This is a genomic window from Inhella gelatinilytica (assembly GCF_016093295.1).
In the GTDB taxonomy this organism is placed as follows: Bacteria; Pseudomonadota; Gammaproteobacteria; order Burkholderiales; family Burkholderiaceae_C; genus Inhella; species Inhella gelatinilytica.
In genome coordinates, this window is the sequence record NZ_JAEDAL010000003.1 from 145,368 (window position 1) to 161,394 (window position 16,027).

Here is a 16,027-nt window from a genome sequence, read left to right on the forward strand (position 1 = left end):
AAGGCCGGTCGCACGGGGGCTGCCTACACTCGCCGTTCGTCCTTAGAAATTTGAACCATGTTTGCCCGACTGCGCGAAGACATCGCCACCATTCTTGAGCGTGACCCCGCGGCACGCACGGCTTGGGAGGTCTTCTGGTGTTATCCGGGGCTACATGCCCTGATCCTGCACCGAAGAGCCCATTGGTTGTGGGTGCATGGATTCAAGACCCTGGGGCGGTTTGTGTCGCAGGTCAGCCGGTGGTTTACGGGCATCGAGATTCACCCGGGCGCTCAATTTGGTCGGCGGGTGTTCATCGACCATGGCATGGGGGTGGTGATCGGTGAGATGGCCGAGATCCATGACGATGTCACGATTTATCAAGGCGTCACCCTGGGTGGCACCACCCTGGTCAAGGGCGCCAAGCGCCACCCCACGTTGGCGCGTGGCGTGGTGGTGGGCGCCAACGCCTGCGTGCTCGGCGGTTTCACGGTGGGGGAGGGGGCCAAGATCGGCTCCGGGGCGGTCGTCACCAAACCAGTGCCCCCCGGTGCCACGGCGGTCGGAAATCCCGCGCGAATCATTGAGGCTTGCCAAGATCAGGCGCGAGAACAGGCGGCAAGCAAGATGGGGTTCAGCGCGTACGCGGTGACTCAAGGGGACGACCCGGTCGCCCAGGCCCTGAAAGGGCTCATTGACAACGCTGCGGGTCACGAACACCAAATCGCCCTGGTGTGGGCGGCGATCAAACGGCTTGAACAGGGGCAGCGAGACTGTGTGCCTGCGGATGCGCAGGAAGCGGAGCGATTCGATGCCGAACAGCTCAGTCGCCTGGTCAAACCGTCCTGATCATCGTGGGGGGCGCAGGGCGGACTTCGGTCGGAAGGCTTTGCAGACGGTCTCGCGGGTTTCAAGGTAGGGCCCGCCCAGTAAATCGATGCAGTAGGGCACCGCGGCAAAGATGCCAGCTGCATCGGGAAGTCCAGCCAAGGTTTCGGCAATGGCCTTGGGTTGTCCCGGCAAGTTCAAAATCAGACACTGCCCGCGGATGACACCCACCTGACGAGATAGCAGAGCGGTGGGCACAAACCGAAGCGAAATCTGACGCATTTGCTCGCCAAAGCCCGGCATCACGCGATCCGCGATGTCGAGCGTCGCTTCCGGGGTGACGTCTCGCGGCGCTGGCCCGGTTCCGCCCGTCGTCAACACGAGGTCGCATCGAGCGAGATCGACCAAGTCCTTCAAGGCCAGTGCGATGGTGGCCCGCTCATCGGGGATCAATCGCTCGACAAACTCAATCGGGTTGTGTAGCGCTTCAGTCAACCACTCTTTGAGTGCGGGCAGCCCCTTGTCTTCATAGACGCCGCTGCTGGCGCGGTCTGAGCATGAGACCAAACCGATGCGAACGCGATCCAGCTCGGGGGCGGTCATTCCGCCGCCTCCGCTGCATCCGGTTGATCCTTCAGAAATTGAAAGAGTTCTCGGAAACCGCGACCGCTGCGAGCCTCGGGGTTGGCTGCGGCGTCCTTGCGGGCCGAACGCACCAGGCTACGCAATTGCTGCACATCCACGCCAGGGTGGCTATCGATGTAGTGCTGAAGGGCGGTGTCATGGGCGATGAGTTCAGCGCGAACCGCTTCAAGCCTGTGAAGGCGGAGTTGGTCCTGCGCATGCCCCAATTTGAAGGTGGCCACGGCCTCTTCGAAGGGCCCGGGGTCGACCTGGCGCATGAGCTTCCCGATGTACTGCAATTGCCGACGTCGACCGCCATGGGCGGTGATCTTCTTGCAGTCACGCAGCGCCGTACGCAGCGATTCCGGCATGTCCAGGTTACTCAGGCGGCTCTCGGGCAGGGTCAACAGCTCCTCCCCCAATTTTTGGAGGGCATCGCTTTCGCGCTTGAGTTGGGTCTTGCTGGGCCCGTAGGCCTCGTCCTCGGCGTCGTGCAGCAGGTGAGATTGCGGGCCAGGTCGGGCACGCTTGGGGCGATCAGGGTTTGCCATGGCCTCATCATAATGAGCACCTCTTTGATCGAGCACTCCCATGACCCACGCGAACCACGGCTTCACCCACACTACCGCCGAATTTCAAGACCTCGTGGATCGCACGTTGGCCCACGCGAAGCGTCTGGGGGCCAGTGACGCGGCGGCGGAGGTGAGCGAAGGGACGGGGTTGTCGGTGTCCGTCCGTTTGGGAAAGCTCGAGAACGTGGAGCGCAACCGCGACAAGTCGTTGGGTGTCACGGTTTACTTGGGGCAGCGGCGTGGCCATGCCAGCACTTCGGATTTTTCTAATCGGGCCCTGACCGACACGGTACAAGCGGCGTACGACATCGCGCGGTTTACGGCAGAAGACCCCGCGGCTGGGCTGCCCGATGCCACGGATTTGTTCTTGGGGCCTGCGCCAGACCTGGATCTGTTTCATCCGTGGGATCTGAGTGCAGAAATGGCGTGCGAGTTGGGCTTGCGATGTGAAGCGGCAGCGCTCGGGCTTGACCGGCGGGTGACCAACAGCGAAGGCGCGCATGTGTCCGCCCAGCAGTCGCACTTTGCGGCCGCTAACAGTCGGGGCTTTCGGGGCGGTTATGCCAGCAGTCGGCATTCGTTGTCGGTCGCACCCATTGCGGGACGCGGTGCTGATATGCAGCGCGACGCCTGGTACAGCTCAGAGCGGGCGGCTACAGACTTGGCCTCTCCGGAGGCCATTGGCCGCTATGCCGCGGAGCGGGCGCTGTCGCGCTTGAAAGCGCGCAAAGTGGCGACCGCGGAAGTGCCCATTCTGTTTGAGAACACGGCGGCGGTGGGGCTGTTGGGCGCCTTGGTTCAGGCCACCAGCGGTGGCGCGCTGTATCGGCGTGCGACGTTCCTGCTGGATAGCCTGGGTCAGTCGGTCATGGCCAATCACATTGACATTGATGAAGACCCCCTCATTCCGCGGGGCAAGGGCAGTTCGGCCTTTGACGATGAAGGGGTGAAAACTGTTCAGCGGCGGGTGGTCGAAGCTGGGCAGTTGGCGGGGTATTTTTTGTCTAGCTATTCAGCCCGGAAGCTGGGCCTGAAGACCACGGGCCATGCCGGCGGATCCCATAACCTGGTCATGCGCAGCCGCTGCACCGCACCAGGGGATGACTTGAGGACCATGCTGAAGCGTCTGCATCGCGGGCTGTTTGTCACGGAACTGATGGGGCAGGGGGTGAACTACGTGACGGGCGACTATTCACGTGGTGCCAGTGGTTTTTGGGTGGAGAACGGCGAGATTGCCTTCCCGGTGCAGGAGGTGACCATCGCCGGTAATTTGCGAGAGATGCTGAACGACATCGTGGCCATCGGTGCGGATGCGTACACCATGGGTGCCAAAACGGTCGGATCAGTGCTCGTGCGCCGAATGAAAGTCGCCGGAACCTGAGGTTTGCCCTGAGCGTTCTTTGGAGGGACTTCCCTAGACTCTGAGCGGCCTTTTTTTGCCAAGGAGTCTTTGATGGAACGTCGTTCGTTTGTCGGTCACGCTGGTTTGGCCGGCATTCTTGCTGCGGGCGTGGCCCCGGCAGCCCATGCGCAAACCACACTGCGCTGGCGCTTGGCGTCCAGCTTTCCGAAGGCGCTAGACACCATTTTTGGCGCTGCCGAAGTGTTCGCCAAAAAGGTGAGCGACATGTCGGGCGGCAAGTTCCAGATCTCGGTTCACGCTGGTGGCGAACTCATGCCGCCGTTTGGTGTGGTGGATGGCGTGCAAAACGCCACGGTGGAAATGGCACACACCGCGCCGTACTACTTTTTCGGCAAGGATGAAACCTTTGCCATCGGGTGCGCCATTCCGTTTGGCCTGAACAGCCGTCAGATGACCGCGTGGCAGTACGAAGGCAATGGCCTGAAACTCATGCGCGAGTTCTACGCGAACTACAACATCATTCATTTCCCCATGGGCAACACCGGCGCTCAGATGGGGGGCTGGTACCGCAAGGAAATTAAGTCGGTTGCGGACATCAAGGGCCTGAAGATGCGCATTGGCGGTTTTGCCGGCAAGGTGCTGGAGCGCATGGGGGGTGTGCCGCAAAACATTCCGGGCGGTGAGATCTACCAAGCGCTGGAAAAGGGCACGATCGACGCCGCCGAGTGGGTGGGGCCCTACGACGACCAAAAACTGGGGTTCTACAAGGTGGCGCCGTTCTATCACTACCCCGGTTGGTGGGAAGGTGGCCCTCAACTGGACCTCTACATCAACACCAAGGCCTACAACAGCCTGCCTGCCGAGTACAAAGCCATCATTGAATCCGCATCTGCGTTTGCGCACACCGAGATGCAGGCCAAGTACGACGCGCGCAACCCGGCCGCGCTGACACAGCTCCTGGCCAACAAGGCCAAGCTGATTCAAATGCCGATTCCGGTGATGGATTTGGCCTTCCAGGAATCCATGGCGCTATACAGCGACCTGTCCAACAAAAACCCGAACTGGAAGAAGGTTTACAGCGACTATGCAGCGTTCCGCAAGGAAGCCAATCGCTGGTTCCGCTACACCGAAGCGTTCTTCGACAACTACATGCAGAGCAAGGTCAACAAGCTGTAAAGGCTTGCTTTGAAACCATGGACAAAGGGCCCCCGCGGGGGCCCTTTGTGTTGATGGACGATCCTGAATCAGGGTGTCGATGCCGGTTCACTGGCTGGTGAAGCAGGGGAGGACGGAGACTCCTCCTCCATGGGCGGTGGCGGCACGAAACTGGGCATCGCGGGTTCCATGTTCTGGTAAATCTGCTCCACATCCACATCCTTCGCGTTGGTCACAGGGTCCTGTGAAACCAAGCCAGGGAAGGTGATAACTGCGGCGACCATCAGGAGCTGAAGAACGATGAACGCGATCGAGCCTTTGTAAATTTGGGAGGTGCTGACCGCAGGGATGGTCGCCCCGGTGATGCGGTCTTGGTAATCCTTCTGGGGGGCAACGCTGCGCAGGTAGAACAAGGCAAAGCCGAAGGGGGGCGTGAGGAAAGAAGTTTGCAGGTTCATTGCCAGGATCACGCCAAACCAGATCATGACCATGTCGGGGGTCATCCAGGGCACCATTTCTGGCAGTACCTTGGCGGCCACCGGGGCCAGGATTGGGACCACGATGAAGGCGATCTCAAAGAAGTCGATGAAACAACCCAGGATGAAAACCAAGAGGTTCACGACGATGAGGAAGCCCAAGGCCCCACCGGGGAGCTGATCAAACAAGTGTTCGACCCAGACGTGCCCATCCGCCGCGTTGAACGTAAAACTGAAGACCGTCGAGCCAATCAGGATGAACAGCACGAAGCACGACAGACGCAGGGTGTTGTCCAAGGCTTGGTTGAGTAACTTGAGGCTCAACCGCTGCTTGGCCAGCGCCATCACCAGGGCCCCCACCGCCCCCATGGCGCCGCCCTCAGTGGGGGTCGCCACGCCCAGAAAAATCGTCCCAAGTACCAGAAAAATCAGCACCAGCGGCGGAATCAGGACAAAGGTGACCTGCTGCGCCAAGCGCGACAAGAGGTTCAGCCTCAACAGCTTGTTTGCGAGGGCCAGTCCCCAAGCCAAAAGGGCGGCGACGGTCATCGACATGATCACGATTTCATCTTGCGGTGCCGCGGTGCCCCGCTGGAGCCAAGCACCCATCAGCCGTTCGTGTTGAGTCGACCAGAACAGGCCCGCGCCTACACAGATCAACACCAGGACCATCAAGGAACGGTGGCCTGAACGGCCGTTCGCCTCTCGGTAGATGCGCGCTTCGACAGGGAGGGCCGGAACCCATGCGGGTTTGACGATGGCCACGCCCACGATAAACAGCAGGTAGAGGCCGACGAGCATCAGCCCCGGAACCAGCGCACCCGCGTACATGTCACCCACAGAGCGTCCGAGCTGATCAGCCAGCACGATCAGAACGAGGCTTGGCGGGATCGCTTGGGCCAGCGTTCCCGAAGCGGTGATGGTTCCCGTCGCAATCGCTCGGTTGTACCCATAGCGAAGCATGATGGGCAGGGAAATCAGTCCCATCGAAATAACCGCCGCCGCCACCACGCCGGTAGTGGCGGCGAGCAATGCGCCGACCAAAATCACGGCGATTGCGAGGCCCCCCCGAACGGGGCCGAAAACCTGCCCGACCGTCTCCAGCAGGTCCTCGGCCATCCCTGAGCGCTCCAGGATGATGCCCATCAGCGTGAAGAAAGGAATCGCCAGCAGGGTGTCGTTCTGCATGATGCCGAACACCCGCAGGGGCAGAGCTTGAAACAGGCTGGCCCCAATGTGCAAGATGTCGGGGTGAAGGGTGCTGAGTTCCATACCAATGAAACCAAACAGCAGCCCTGTTGCGGCCAGCCCAAAAGCCACCGGGATGCCGGTGAGCAGGAGCACAAACAGCCCGAGAAACATCAAGGGCACAAAATTCTGAGCCATCCAGAGCGTCATGCTTGCCCCTCGGGCGCAGGGCTTGCCGGCGCAGTCGCGTGCGAGTTTTCTACGCTAAAGGGGTGCTCAAGGTGACCCCTTAGATACGCCACGCGCTTGATGATTTCGGAGAAGGCTTGTATCCACAGGAGGGTGAACCCCAGCGGAATCAGAAGCATCACGGGCCAGCGAACGAGGCCGCCTGCGTTTTGGCTCATTTCACCCGAATGCCAAGCTTGGGTGAACAGCGGGTATGACAGATCGATGAGCAGCCAACTAAATGGCGTGAGGACCATCAGGATCCCGAGTAGATCGATGATTGCGTTGGCGCGCGTGGAGAGTCGATTGGACAGAAAGTCGATCCGTACGTGTCCATTGCGGAGGAATACATAGCCCGAGCCCAGCATAAATACCGCGGCAAACGCATACCACTGGATTTCGAGGAAGGCGTTCGAGCCAATATTGAAGGCCTTGCGGACCACCGCATTTCCGGCGCTCACTAACACGGCGGCCAGTACCAACCACCGCAGCACACTTCCAATCCAAATGCTCAGCCGATCAATGGCTTGCGAAAACTGTAGCAACCCGTGCACTTGCCCCTCCGTGCGCCAGACGGCGCAATGAGGCGCGATTCTAGGTGGGGGGCTCTAGGGCAAATCATGCGATTACCCCAGTTCGCGGGCTTGTAGGAAGAGCTGGGTTGAGCGGCTGCCAGAGCGGCAAAACAGCAGAATCGGCGGGGGCAGCGTGCGGAGCAGCTCGGCGCACGCCTGGATTTGGGCTGGGGTTTGAAAACCGCCGCTCACCGGCAAGAAACGGTATTCCAGACCGGCCGCCAGTGCGGCCGCCTCGATCGCCGCGTTTTCAGGCTGATCCGGACCGTGCTCGTAGTCGGGCCGGTTGTTGATCACGCTTCGGAAACCCAAGCGCGCGAGCTCGGCCATGTGCTCCGGCCCCAATTGCGGAGCGGCGCAAACGTGTTCGGCGATGGGGCGAATCGTGATGCTGTGCATGTCAGCCCGCCAGTGTTTTCTTCACCACTGCAGACACCAATCCCATGTCTGCCCTGCCGGCGAGCTTGGCCTTCACCGCCCCCATCACCTTGCCCATGTCGCCGGGTCCCGTCGCACCCACCTCGGCCACGATGGCGCGCACCTCGGCTTCTATGGCTTCGGAGGAAAGGCGCTCGGGCAGGTAGACCTGCAGCACCGCCACTTCGGCTTCTTCCTTGGAGGCCAGATCCTCACGCGCAGCCGCACGGAACTGCTCCATCGCGTCTTTGCGCTGTTTGATGAGCTTGTCGACGATGGCAATGAGCTGGGTGTCGTCCACCACAATGCGCTCATCCACTTCTTTTTGCTTGACGGCGGCCAGCAACATGCGAATCGTGCCCAAGCGCTCAGTCTCTTTGGCGCGCATGGCGGATTTCATGTCTTCGGTGATGCGTTCTTTCAGGCTCATGGGGGCTCCTAGAAGGTCAGAGGATGCTGGAAAGCAAAAAGCCCGCTGGGACGCGGGCTTTTTTGATGGGCCGAAGCCGATCAGTACATGCGCTTGGGCAGCTGCATGCTGCGAACGCGCTTGTAGTGGCGTTTGACAGCAGCGGCCTTCTTGCGCTTGCGCTCGGCCGTGGGCTTCTCGAAGAACTCGCGGGCACGCAGATCGGTCAGCAGACCGAGCTTTTCAATGGTGCGCTTGAAACGGCGCAGGGCAACGTCGAACGGCTCGTTCTCTTTGACGCGGATGGTGGTCATGGGGGAAAGCTTCCTTCAGATTTCGCTCGGTGTTCGCGGCGGGCATACAGGGCTGGCAGGCGCTCGGGGTCCGGACCGAAGTACCGGCTGACCTTTGCACACCCTATCCTGACGAATCGATGCGAGGGTTTGCTAGCAAAGCCTGAGAGTATATCGAAATTCGCGGGAAATTCTCGCGTTTACTGCGAAAGGGTTTGCGTGGTGCTTGTCGCTTCTTCTTGCACCCGCATCGCTTCCACTTCGGCAACCTGGGCGCTGTGCAGGCAGTTGTCCGCCATGCGCTGACCGATCTTGGAATTCATCAGCATCGACTTCACGGGCACCTGGAGCCACAACAGCCCATCCTGAGTATTCTCCAGGCGGATAACACCTGTGGTGGTCGGTTGGGGGGTGAGTGTGTAGACCTTCTGATCCAAGGTCAGCAAGAAGCGCCCATTCCACTGCGGATGCGGTTCCAACCGTACCTTGCGGCCAAATTCGCACTGCGACTCGCCCAACAGCACATTGGGGACTACCGAGAGTTGGGCGTCATCCAGCGGCAGCGGCTCCTGAACGGGGACTGGGGCGACAGCTTTGGTGACTTTGCGGCTGCTCTTGGTGCTGGGCACGGTTGGTGTCGCCCAGCTGGGAGTCAGGGCCAGAATCAGGGTGGCAACCAAGAGTGCGCGCATGGAGGGCCTCAAACAGCTTCGGGAGGGGATGATTTTCGCTCAGGCGAAATAGCGCTGTGTGACGTCTTGTGACAGGGGATACCCGGTCTGATAGGCGCGCTCCAGCAGGCACCAAAACAGACGATAGCTGGCGCGGTCGTGCAGATGGTCGCGATGGCGTATGGGGGCCCAGTGGGCGTTCTGGGCCAACTCCAAGATCTCGATGGCTTCTTCGACCTCGGCCGTGCTGGGCATGAAGGCGGCGAGGATCGGGTCAATTTGATCCGGGTGGATGCTCCACATGCGGGTATAGCCCAGGCTCTGCGAGGCTTTCCGGGCGGCGGCTTCGAGATCGGCCGGGGACTTCAGTTCGGTCACGACGCAGTGCGAAGGCACCTTGGCGTGCGCATGGCAGGCCGCGCTGATGTCCAGCTTGGCTCGGAGCACCAGGGGGTGTTCGAATTGCCCTTGCAGGGTGAGCGCACTGCGGGGAATCGCGCCGTGGTGGGCGGACACGAAGTCCATCAGGCCGAATGAGAGCGATTCGATGCTCGGATGTGCGGCCATCTGTTCGACATCCCGCAGGCCGCCATGGGTTTCGATCAGCCCATGCAGCGGGGGCGGCTCTCGGTCCACCCAGGCGGCCCGCACCCGTTCGATTCCCAGCGCGAGCTGCGCTGCAGACGCCAACTTGGGCAGCATCAGGTAGGCGGGCTGGATCGAACTGGCGGCCAAAGCGGCCAATTCCAGGTCAAAAGCCCCATGATCGACGGGGTGAACGCGAACGCCGACCCGGCCAAAGCGGTTGTCCGTACCGTTCAGCAATTCCGTGACGAGCTGAATGTGCTCCGCTTCGGCCCCGATGGCCGCACCATCCTCGCAATCCAGCGTGACATCAAAGAGCGGGCCGCGTGTGGCTTGCAGCGCCAAACTCTTGCGCATCAGTCTTTCCACGCCACAGTAGTGGTCGACCCGGGGGAGCGAAGGCGCCGGCGCGCTTTCCAAAAAGAGCGCATTGCGCGGGTGGATGAAAGGGTGCGACATGGTGCAGGGCTCGAAACGAAAAAGGGCCGGTTGAACCGGCCCAGGACTTTAGTTCGCGCGCCATTGGGCGCGTGATGGCACTTATTTCAGCAAGTGCTCGATGGCCGCTTTTTCTTCCAACAACTCGTTCAGGGTCTTGGTCATGCACTCGCGGCTGAAGGCATCGATCTCCAGGCCTTGCACAATCTTGTATTCGCCGTTTTCGCAGGTCACGGGGAAGCCGTACATCACGCCCTCAGGGATTTCATAGTCGCCCAGAGACGGGATGCCCATGGTCACCCATTCGCCCTGCGTGCCCAGGGCCCAGTCGCGCATATGGTCGATCGCGGCGTTGGCGGCCGAGGCGGCGCTCGAGAGGCCACGGGCGGCGATGATGGCTGCGCCCCGCTTGCCCACGGTGGGCAGGAACACGTCCTTGTTCCAGACTTGATCGTTGATCAGATCCTTGACCGAGGCGCCGTCGATGGTGGCGAAGCGGTAGTCGGCGTACATGGTGGGCGAGTGGTTGCCCCAAACCGTCAGTTTGCGGATGCTGCCGACGGCCTTGCCGGTCTTGGCGGCAATTTGGCTGGCCGCGCGGTTGTGGTCCAAGCGCAGCATGGCCGTGAAGTTTTTGGCCGGCAGGTCCGGAGCCGATTTCATCGCGATGTAGGCATTGGTGTTGGCGGGGTTGCCGACCACGAGCACCTTGACATTGCGGCTGGCGACCGCATTCAGGGCCTTGCCCTGTGCGGTGAAGATCTGGGCGTTGGCGGCCAGCAGGTCGGCGCGCTCCATGCCCGGGCCGCGCGGACGTGCGCCCACGAGCAGGGCGTAGTCGGTGTCCTTGAAAGCGGTCATCGGGTCGCTGTGGGCTTCCATGCCGGCCAGCAACGGGAAGGCGCAGTCTTCCAATTCCATCATCACGCCCTTGAGCGCGTTCTGGGCTTTCTCGTCCGGAATTTCCAGGAGTTGCAGGATGACCGGTTGATCCTTGCCCAGCATTTCGCCGGAGGCGATGCGGAACAACAGGGCGTAACCGATTTGACCGGCTGCGCCGGTGACGGCGACGCGAACGGGTTTCTTGCTCATGGACGAGGCTCCAAGGGTGAGTTGAGTGAGAAATGGGGGCGAGTGTAGGGCAGGGTTCCTACTGATTTCTGACGGTGTTTCTGTTGCACGTCAAGCTTCTTTGTCAGGCGCACGATAGGCGCGTTGCCTAGAATGCCCGGCCGTTGTTTCTTGCCGTTTCAGTCCTCACTGAGCATTCAAGGCACCCAATGAACACCAAAACACGCCCTCAATTCACCAACCTCAATGTCTTCCGGGACTTGACGACCTATCGCTTGCCGGCGGCGGGCTTTGTCTCGATCCTGCATCGCATCAGCGGCTTGCTGCTGTTTCTCTTGTTGCCGTTGCTGGTTTGGTTCTTTGACAAGAGCCTGACCAGTGAAATCAGCTACGACGAATTCCGGGTCGCCTTTGTGGCTGGTATCGGGTTTGTGCCGGGCTGGCTGATCAAGCTCGTGAGCTTGGGGCTGATTTGGGCCTATTTGCACCACTTTCTGGCGGGCGCGCGGCACCTGTGGATGGATGTGACGCACAGCGTCAGCAAGGCGCAAGGCCAGTCCAGCGCGGTGGTGGTGCTGACGCTGAGTCTGATCTTGACGGCGCTGCTCGGCGCCAAGCTGTTTGGCCTGTACTGAGGAACCTGAAATGACCACTTACGGAAACAAGCGTCTGGTCACCGGCGCCCACTACGGGCTGCGGGACTGGCTGGCCCAACGGATCACGGGCGCCTTGATGGCGCTGTTCACCCTGGCCGTCTTGGTCCAGGTGTTGATGCCGGGGGAACTCGGCTATGACCGCTGGGCGGGGATTTTCTCGGCCCAGTGGATGAAGGCCCTGACTTTTACCGTCATCCTCTCGTTGGCGTATCACGCCTGGGTGGGGATTCGCGACATTTGGATGGACTACGTGAAGCCGGTCGGCGTTCGCCTGGCCCTGCATGTGTTCACCCTGGTCTGGCTGGTGGCTTGCACCGGCTGGGCGGTTCAAGTGCTCTGGAGGCTCTAAGCCATGCAAACTTCTCAATTGGCCCGTCGCAAATTCGACGTCGTCATCGTCGGGGCCGGCGGCTCTGGCATGCGTGCCTCTCTTCAATTGGCACTTGCCGGTTTGAATGTGGCCGTGCTGTCCAAGGTGTTCCCGACCCGCTCGCACACGGTGGCCGCACAAGGGGGTATCGGGGCTTCGCTGGGCAACATGAGCGAGGACAACTGGCACTATCACTTTTTCGACACCGTCAAGGGGTCAGACTGGCTGGGTGACCAGGACGCCATCGAATTCATGTGCCGTGAGGCGCCGAAAGTGGTCTACGAGTTGGAACACTTCGGCATGCCCTTCGACCGCAACCCGGACGGCACGATTTACCAGCGCCCCTTCGGTGGCCACACGGCCAACTACGGTGAAAAGCCGGTGCAGCGTGCCTGTGCCGCGGCCGACCGCACCGGCCATGCGCTGTTGCACACGCTGTACCAGCAGAACGTCAAGGCCCGCACCCAGTTCTTCGTGGAGTGGATGGCGCTGGACCTGATCCGCGACGCCGATGGCGACTGTGTGGGCGTGACCGCTTTGGAGATGGAGACCGGCGAGGTCTACATCCTTGAGGCCAAGACCGTGCTGATGGCCACGGGCGGCGCGGGCCGCATCTATCAAGCCTCGACCAATGCCTTCATCAACACCGGCGACGGTTTGGGCATGGCGTCGCGTGCGGGCATCCCGCTGGAAGACATGGAGTTCTGGCAGTTCCACCCCACCGGCGTGGCCGGCGCCGGTGTGCTGTTGACTGAAGGCTGCCGCGGCGAAGGCGCGATTCTGCGCAACGCCAACGGCGAGCGTTTCATGGAGCGCTATGCCCCGACGCTGAAGGACTTGGCGCCGCGCGACTTTGTCTCCCGCTCCATGGATCAGGAGATCAAGGAAGGTCGCGGCTGTGGTCCCAACAAAGACTATGTGCTGCTGGACATGACCCACCTGGGCAAGGAAACCATCCTCAAGCGCCTGCCCTCGGTGTTTGAGATCGGCCACAACTTTGCCAACGTGGACATCACCAAGGAGCCGATCCCGGTGGTGCCGACCATCCACTACCAGATGGGCGGGATCCCGACCAACATCAACGGTCAGGTGGTGGTGCCCCAGAACGGCAACCCCAATGAGGTCATCAACGGGCTCTACGCCGTGGGTGAATGTTCGTGCGTGTCGGTGCACGGTGCCAACCGCCTGGGCACCAACTCGCTGCTGGATCTGGTCGTGTTCGGCCGGGCAGCGGGCAAGCACATCGTCGAGTTCAATCTCAAGAACCGCGAGCACAAGCCCTTGCCCAAGGACGCGGCCGATCGCACCCTGGCTCGCATGGCCCGACTGGAGTCAGCCAGGAGCGGCGAGTACGCGCAAAACGTGGCCAACGACCTGCGCGCCACCATGCAAAAGCACGCCGGCGTGTTCCGCACCCAGGCCACCATGGAAGAGGGCGTCAAGCGCGTGGCGGAGATCCGCGAACGTGTGAAGGCCATCGGCCTGAAGGACACCAGCAAGGTGTTCAACACCGAGCGCGTGGAAGCGCTGGAAGTCGAGAATTTGATTGAGGCGGCTCAGGCCACCATCGTGTCAGCCGCGGCCCGTCCGGAAAGCCGGGGTGCGCACGCCCACAACGACTTCCCGAACCGCGACGATGCCAACTGGATGAAGCACTCGCTGTGGTACAGCGAAGGTTCGCGGTTGGATTACAAGCCGGTGAAGCTCACGCCGCTCACTGTGGAATCGATCCCGCCCAAGGTGCGCACCTTCTAAGGAGAACAAGAATGGCGAATAAACGCACCTTCAAGATCTATCGCTACGACCCGGACAAGGACGCCAAGCCCTACATGCAGACCCTTGAGATCGAGCTCGATGGGTCGGAGCGCATGCTGCTGGATGCCCTGGTCAAGCTGAAATCCGTCGATCCCACGCTGTCGTTCCGCCGCTCTTGCCGTGAAGGCGTGTGTGGCTCGGACGCGATGAACATCAACGGCAAAAATGGCCTGGCTTGCTTGACGAACATGCGCTCGCTGCCGAACGAGGTGGTGCTCAAGCCGCTGCCGGGGCTGCCCGTGGTTCGCGACCTGATCGTCGACATGACGCAGTTCTTCAAGCAATACCACTCGATCAAGCCCTTCTTGGTCAACGACACGCCGCCGCCGGACAAAGAGCGTCTGCAGTCACCCGTGGAGCGCGAGGAGCTTGACGGTCTGTACGAGTGCATCTTGTGTGCGTCGTGCTCGACCTCGTGCCCGAGCTTCTGGTGGAACCCGGACAAATTCGTGGGACCGGCCGGTCTGCTGCAGGCCTACCGCTTTATCGCGGACAGTCGCGATCAAGCCACGGCGGAGCGCCTGGACAACCTGGAAGATCCGTATCGCCTCTTCCGTTGCCATTCCATCATGAACTGTGTGGATGTCTGTCCCAAGGGACTGAACCCCACGAAGGCCATCGGCAAGATCAAAGAATTGATGGTGCGTCGCGCCATCTGATGAGCATGTCCGCCGAAACCCTGCTCGATGAGCGATCGCTTTCCAAACTGCGGTGGCGTTGCCGGCGTGGGTTGCTGGAGAACGACCTGTTCATCGAGCGTTTCTTCGAGCGCCATGGCGACCGGTTGACGGAAGACCTGGGTGCTGCCATGACGCGTTTGATGGAGTTGGCGGACAACGACTTGCTTGATCTGTTGCTGGCCCGCCGCGAACCTGAAGGCGAACTTGACGACTTGCAGATTCACCGTCTGCTGCACTTGCTGCGCGAGCCGCCTGACCGTCAGAATTCCCCATAAACCCCCAATCTGGAGCCCCATCCCATGATGACCCCTTCCGACGTCAAGGCCACGCTGGCTTTCAGCGATGGCAGTCCCAGCATGGAGCTGCCCCTCTACAAGGGCTCGATCGGCCCGGATGTCATTGACATTCGCAAGCTGTATGCCCAGACCGGCAAGTTCACTTACGACCCCGGTTTCCTGTCGACGGCCTCCTGCAACTCGACGATCACCTACATCGACGGCGACAAGGGCGAACTGCTGTACCGCGGCTACCCGATCGAGCAGCTGGCCGTGAACTGCGATTACCTGGAAACCTGCTACCTGCTGTTGTACGGAGAGCTGCCGAATCAGAGCCAGAAGGACGAGTTCAACCACCGCGTGATGCGTCACACGATGGTGAACGAGCAGATGCAGTTCTTCTTGCGTGGTTTCCGCCGTGACGCCCACCCGATGGCGGTGATGACCGGTTTGGTGGGGGCGATGTCGGCGTTCTATCACGACAGCACCGACATCAATAACCCCGAACACCGCGAAATCGCGGCGATCCGCCTGATCGCCAAGATGCCCACGCTGGTGGCCATGGCCTACAAGTACACCATCGGCCAGCCCTACATCTACCCGAAGAACGACCTCTCGTACGCCGGCAACTTCATGCGCATGATGTTTGCCACGCCCTGTGAGGAGTACAAGCCCAACGATGTGCTGGTCCGCGCCATGGACCGCATCTTCACCTTGCACGCCGACCACGAGCAGAACGCGTCGACCTCGACCGTGCGTCTGTGCGGCTCCTCGGGCACCAACCCGTTTGCAGCAATTGCGGCGGGCGTCGCCTGCCTCTGGGGACCGGCGCACGGTGGTGCCAACGAGGCCTGCCTGAACATGCTCGGCGACATCCAGCAGAACGGCGGCGTGGCCAAGATCGGCGAGTTCATCAAGCAGGTGAAGGACAAGAACAGCGGCGTCAAGCTGATGGGTTTCGGTCACCGCGTCTACAAGAACTACGACCCGCGCGCCAAGCTGATGCGCGAGACCTGCCACGAGGTCCTGGGCGAGCTCGGCCTGCAGGACGACCCGCTGTTCAAGCTGGCGATGGAGCTCGAGAAAATCGCGCTGGAAGACGAATACTTCGTTGCTCGCAAGCTCTACCCGAACGTCGACTTCTACTCGGGCATCGTGCAGCGCGCCATTGGCATCCCGGTGCCGCTGTTCACGGCGATCTTCGCTCTGGCCCGCACGGTGGGTTGGATCGCTCAGCTGAACGAGATGATCGGCGACCCCGAGTACAAGATCGGTCGCCCGCGCCAGCTCTTCGTCGGCGCCAGCTCGCGTGACGTCAAGCCGATTGGCCAACGCTAAGACCCGCCCGAGACCGAGTCC

Annotated in this window: 19 protein-coding genes; 9 read left to right on the top strand and 10 right to left on the bottom strand. The window is 61.2% G+C overall.

Annotation, left to right across the window (positions count from 1 at the left end; translation table 11 throughout):
• The first annotated feature begins 57 nt into the window (after positions 1-57).
• Positions 58-828: a serine O-acetyltransferase gene (cysE, locus tag I7X43_RS08585; RefSeq protein ID WP_198100522.1), complete on the top strand. Its 771-nt coding sequence runs from the start codon at positions 58-60 to the stop codon at positions 826-828.
• Here cysE and mog read toward each other — a convergent pair whose 3' ends face one another.
• Complete coding sequence (gene mog, locus I7X43_RS08590) at positions 829-1,410, bottom strand: molybdopterin adenylyltransferase (protein WP_198100523.1); 582 nt, start codon at positions 1,408-1,410, stop codon at positions 829-831. It lies immediately after the preceding gene.
• Positions 1,407-1,982, bottom strand: coding sequence for a ribosome biogenesis factor YjgA (gene yjgA, locus I7X43_RS08595; protein WP_198100524.1), 576 nt, complete (start codon positions 1,980-1,982; stop codon positions 1,407-1,409). The genes mog and yjgA overlap by 4 nt, the downstream gene beginning before the upstream one ends.
• Before the next feature lie 40 nt (positions 1,983-2,022).
• Here yjgA and pmbA point away from each other — a divergent pair, with 40 nt between their 5' ends.
• Together pmbA and I7X43_RS08605 are read left to right on the top strand one after the other, a co-directional pair.
• Positions 2,023-3,384: a metalloprotease PmbA gene (gene pmbA, locus I7X43_RS08600; RefSeq protein WP_198100525.1), complete on the top strand. Its 1,362-nt coding sequence runs from the start codon at positions 2,023-2,025 to the stop codon at positions 3,382-3,384.
• Positions 3,385-3,456: 72 nt separating this feature from the next.
• A complete protein-coding gene (locus I7X43_RS08605; RefSeq protein WP_198100526.1) occupies positions 3,457-4,542 on the top strand; it encodes a TRAP transporter substrate-binding protein in 1,086 nt (361 codons plus the stop codon).
• Positions 4,543-4,610: 68 nt separating this feature from the next.
• Here the strand turns inward: I7X43_RS08605 and I7X43_RS08610 are convergent, their stop codons facing one another.
• From I7X43_RS08610 to I7X43_RS08645, 8 genes are all read right to left on the bottom strand, one after another.
• Positions 4,611-6,395, bottom strand: a complete 1,785-nt coding sequence (locus I7X43_RS08610) for a TRAP transporter large permease (RefSeq protein ID WP_198100527.1) — start codon at positions 6,393-6,395, stop codon at positions 4,611-4,613.
• Positions 6,392-6,907: a TRAP transporter small permease subunit gene (locus I7X43_RS08615; RefSeq protein WP_310737543.1), complete on the bottom strand. Its 516-nt coding sequence runs from the start codon at positions 6,905-6,907 to the stop codon at positions 6,392-6,394. Before I7X43_RS08615 ends, I7X43_RS08610 begins: the two co-directional genes overlap by 4 nt.
• Positions 6,908-7,039: 132 nt before the next feature.
• Positions 7,040-7,387, bottom strand: coding sequence for a protein tyrosine phosphatase family protein (locus I7X43_RS08620; RefSeq protein ID WP_198100529.1), 348 nt, complete (start codon positions 7,385-7,387; stop codon positions 7,040-7,042).
• A 1-nt stretch (position 7,388) separates the two neighbouring features.
• Complete coding sequence (locus I7X43_RS08625) at positions 7,389-7,835, bottom strand: GatB/YqeY domain-containing protein (RefSeq protein WP_198100530.1); 447 nt, start codon at positions 7,833-7,835, stop codon at positions 7,389-7,391.
• A gap of 80 nt (positions 7,836-7,915) precedes the next feature.
• Entirely contained in the window at positions 7,916-8,128 is a 213-nt protein-coding gene (rpsU, locus tag I7X43_RS08630) for a 30S ribosomal protein S21 (RefSeq protein WP_198100531.1), read from the bottom strand.
• Between the two features lie 179 nt (positions 8,129-8,307).
• Positions 8,308-8,799 carry a hypothetical protein gene (locus tag I7X43_RS08635; RefSeq protein WP_198100532.1) on the bottom strand — a complete coding sequence of 164 codons (492 nt, stop codon included), beginning with the start codon at positions 8,797-8,799 and terminating at the stop codon, positions 8,308-8,310.
• Between the two features lie 39 nt (positions 8,800-8,838).
• Positions 8,839-9,822: an HpcH/HpaI aldolase/citrate lyase family protein gene (locus I7X43_RS08640; protein ID WP_198100533.1), complete on the bottom strand. Its 984-nt coding sequence runs from the start codon at positions 9,820-9,822 to the stop codon at positions 8,839-8,841.
• A gap of 81 nt (positions 9,823-9,903) precedes the next feature.
• On the bottom strand, positions 9,904-10,893 hold the full coding sequence (locus tag I7X43_RS08645) for a malate dehydrogenase (RefSeq protein WP_198100534.1): 990 nt from the start codon (positions 10,891-10,893) through the stop codon (positions 9,904-9,906).
• 188 nt (positions 10,894-11,081) lie between these two features.
• Between I7X43_RS08645 and sdhC the strand changes: the two genes are divergently transcribed.
• Genes sdhC through gltA form a run of 6 tightly spaced genes read left to right on the top strand, consistent with a single transcriptional unit; the run spans position 11,082 to position 16,006 of the window.
• A complete protein-coding gene (gene sdhC / locus I7X43_RS08650; RefSeq protein ID WP_198100535.1) occupies positions 11,082-11,507 on the top strand; it encodes a succinate dehydrogenase, cytochrome b556 subunit in 426 nt (141 codons plus the stop codon).
• Positions 11,508-11,517: 10 nt separating this feature from the next.
• Positions 11,518-11,877 carry a succinate dehydrogenase, hydrophobic membrane anchor protein gene (sdhD, locus tag I7X43_RS08655; RefSeq protein WP_198100536.1) on the top strand — a complete coding sequence of 120 codons (360 nt, stop codon included), beginning with the start codon at positions 11,518-11,520 and terminating at the stop codon, positions 11,875-11,877.
• A 3-nt stretch (positions 11,878-11,880) separates the two neighbouring features.
• A complete protein-coding gene (gene sdhA, locus I7X43_RS08660) occupies positions 11,881-13,653 on the top strand; it encodes a succinate dehydrogenase flavoprotein subunit (RefSeq protein ID WP_198100537.1) in 1,773 nt (590 codons plus the stop codon).
• 11 nt (positions 13,654-13,664) lie between these two features.
• Complete coding sequence (locus I7X43_RS08665) at positions 13,665-14,372, top strand: succinate dehydrogenase iron-sulfur subunit (protein WP_198100538.1); 708 nt, start codon at positions 13,665-13,667, stop codon at positions 14,370-14,372.
• Entirely contained in the window at positions 14,372-14,668 is a 297-nt protein-coding gene (locus I7X43_RS08670; RefSeq protein WP_198100539.1) for an FAD assembly factor SdhE, read from the top strand. Before I7X43_RS08665 ends, I7X43_RS08670 begins: the two co-directional genes overlap by 1 nt.
• Before the next feature lie 27 nt (positions 14,669-14,695).
• Positions 14,696-16,006 carry a citrate synthase gene (gene gltA, locus I7X43_RS08675; protein WP_198100714.1) on the top strand — a complete coding sequence of 437 codons (1,311 nt, stop codon included), beginning with the start codon at positions 14,696-14,698 and terminating at the stop codon, positions 16,004-16,006.
• The last annotated feature ends 21 nt before the right edge of the window (positions 16,007-16,027 follow it).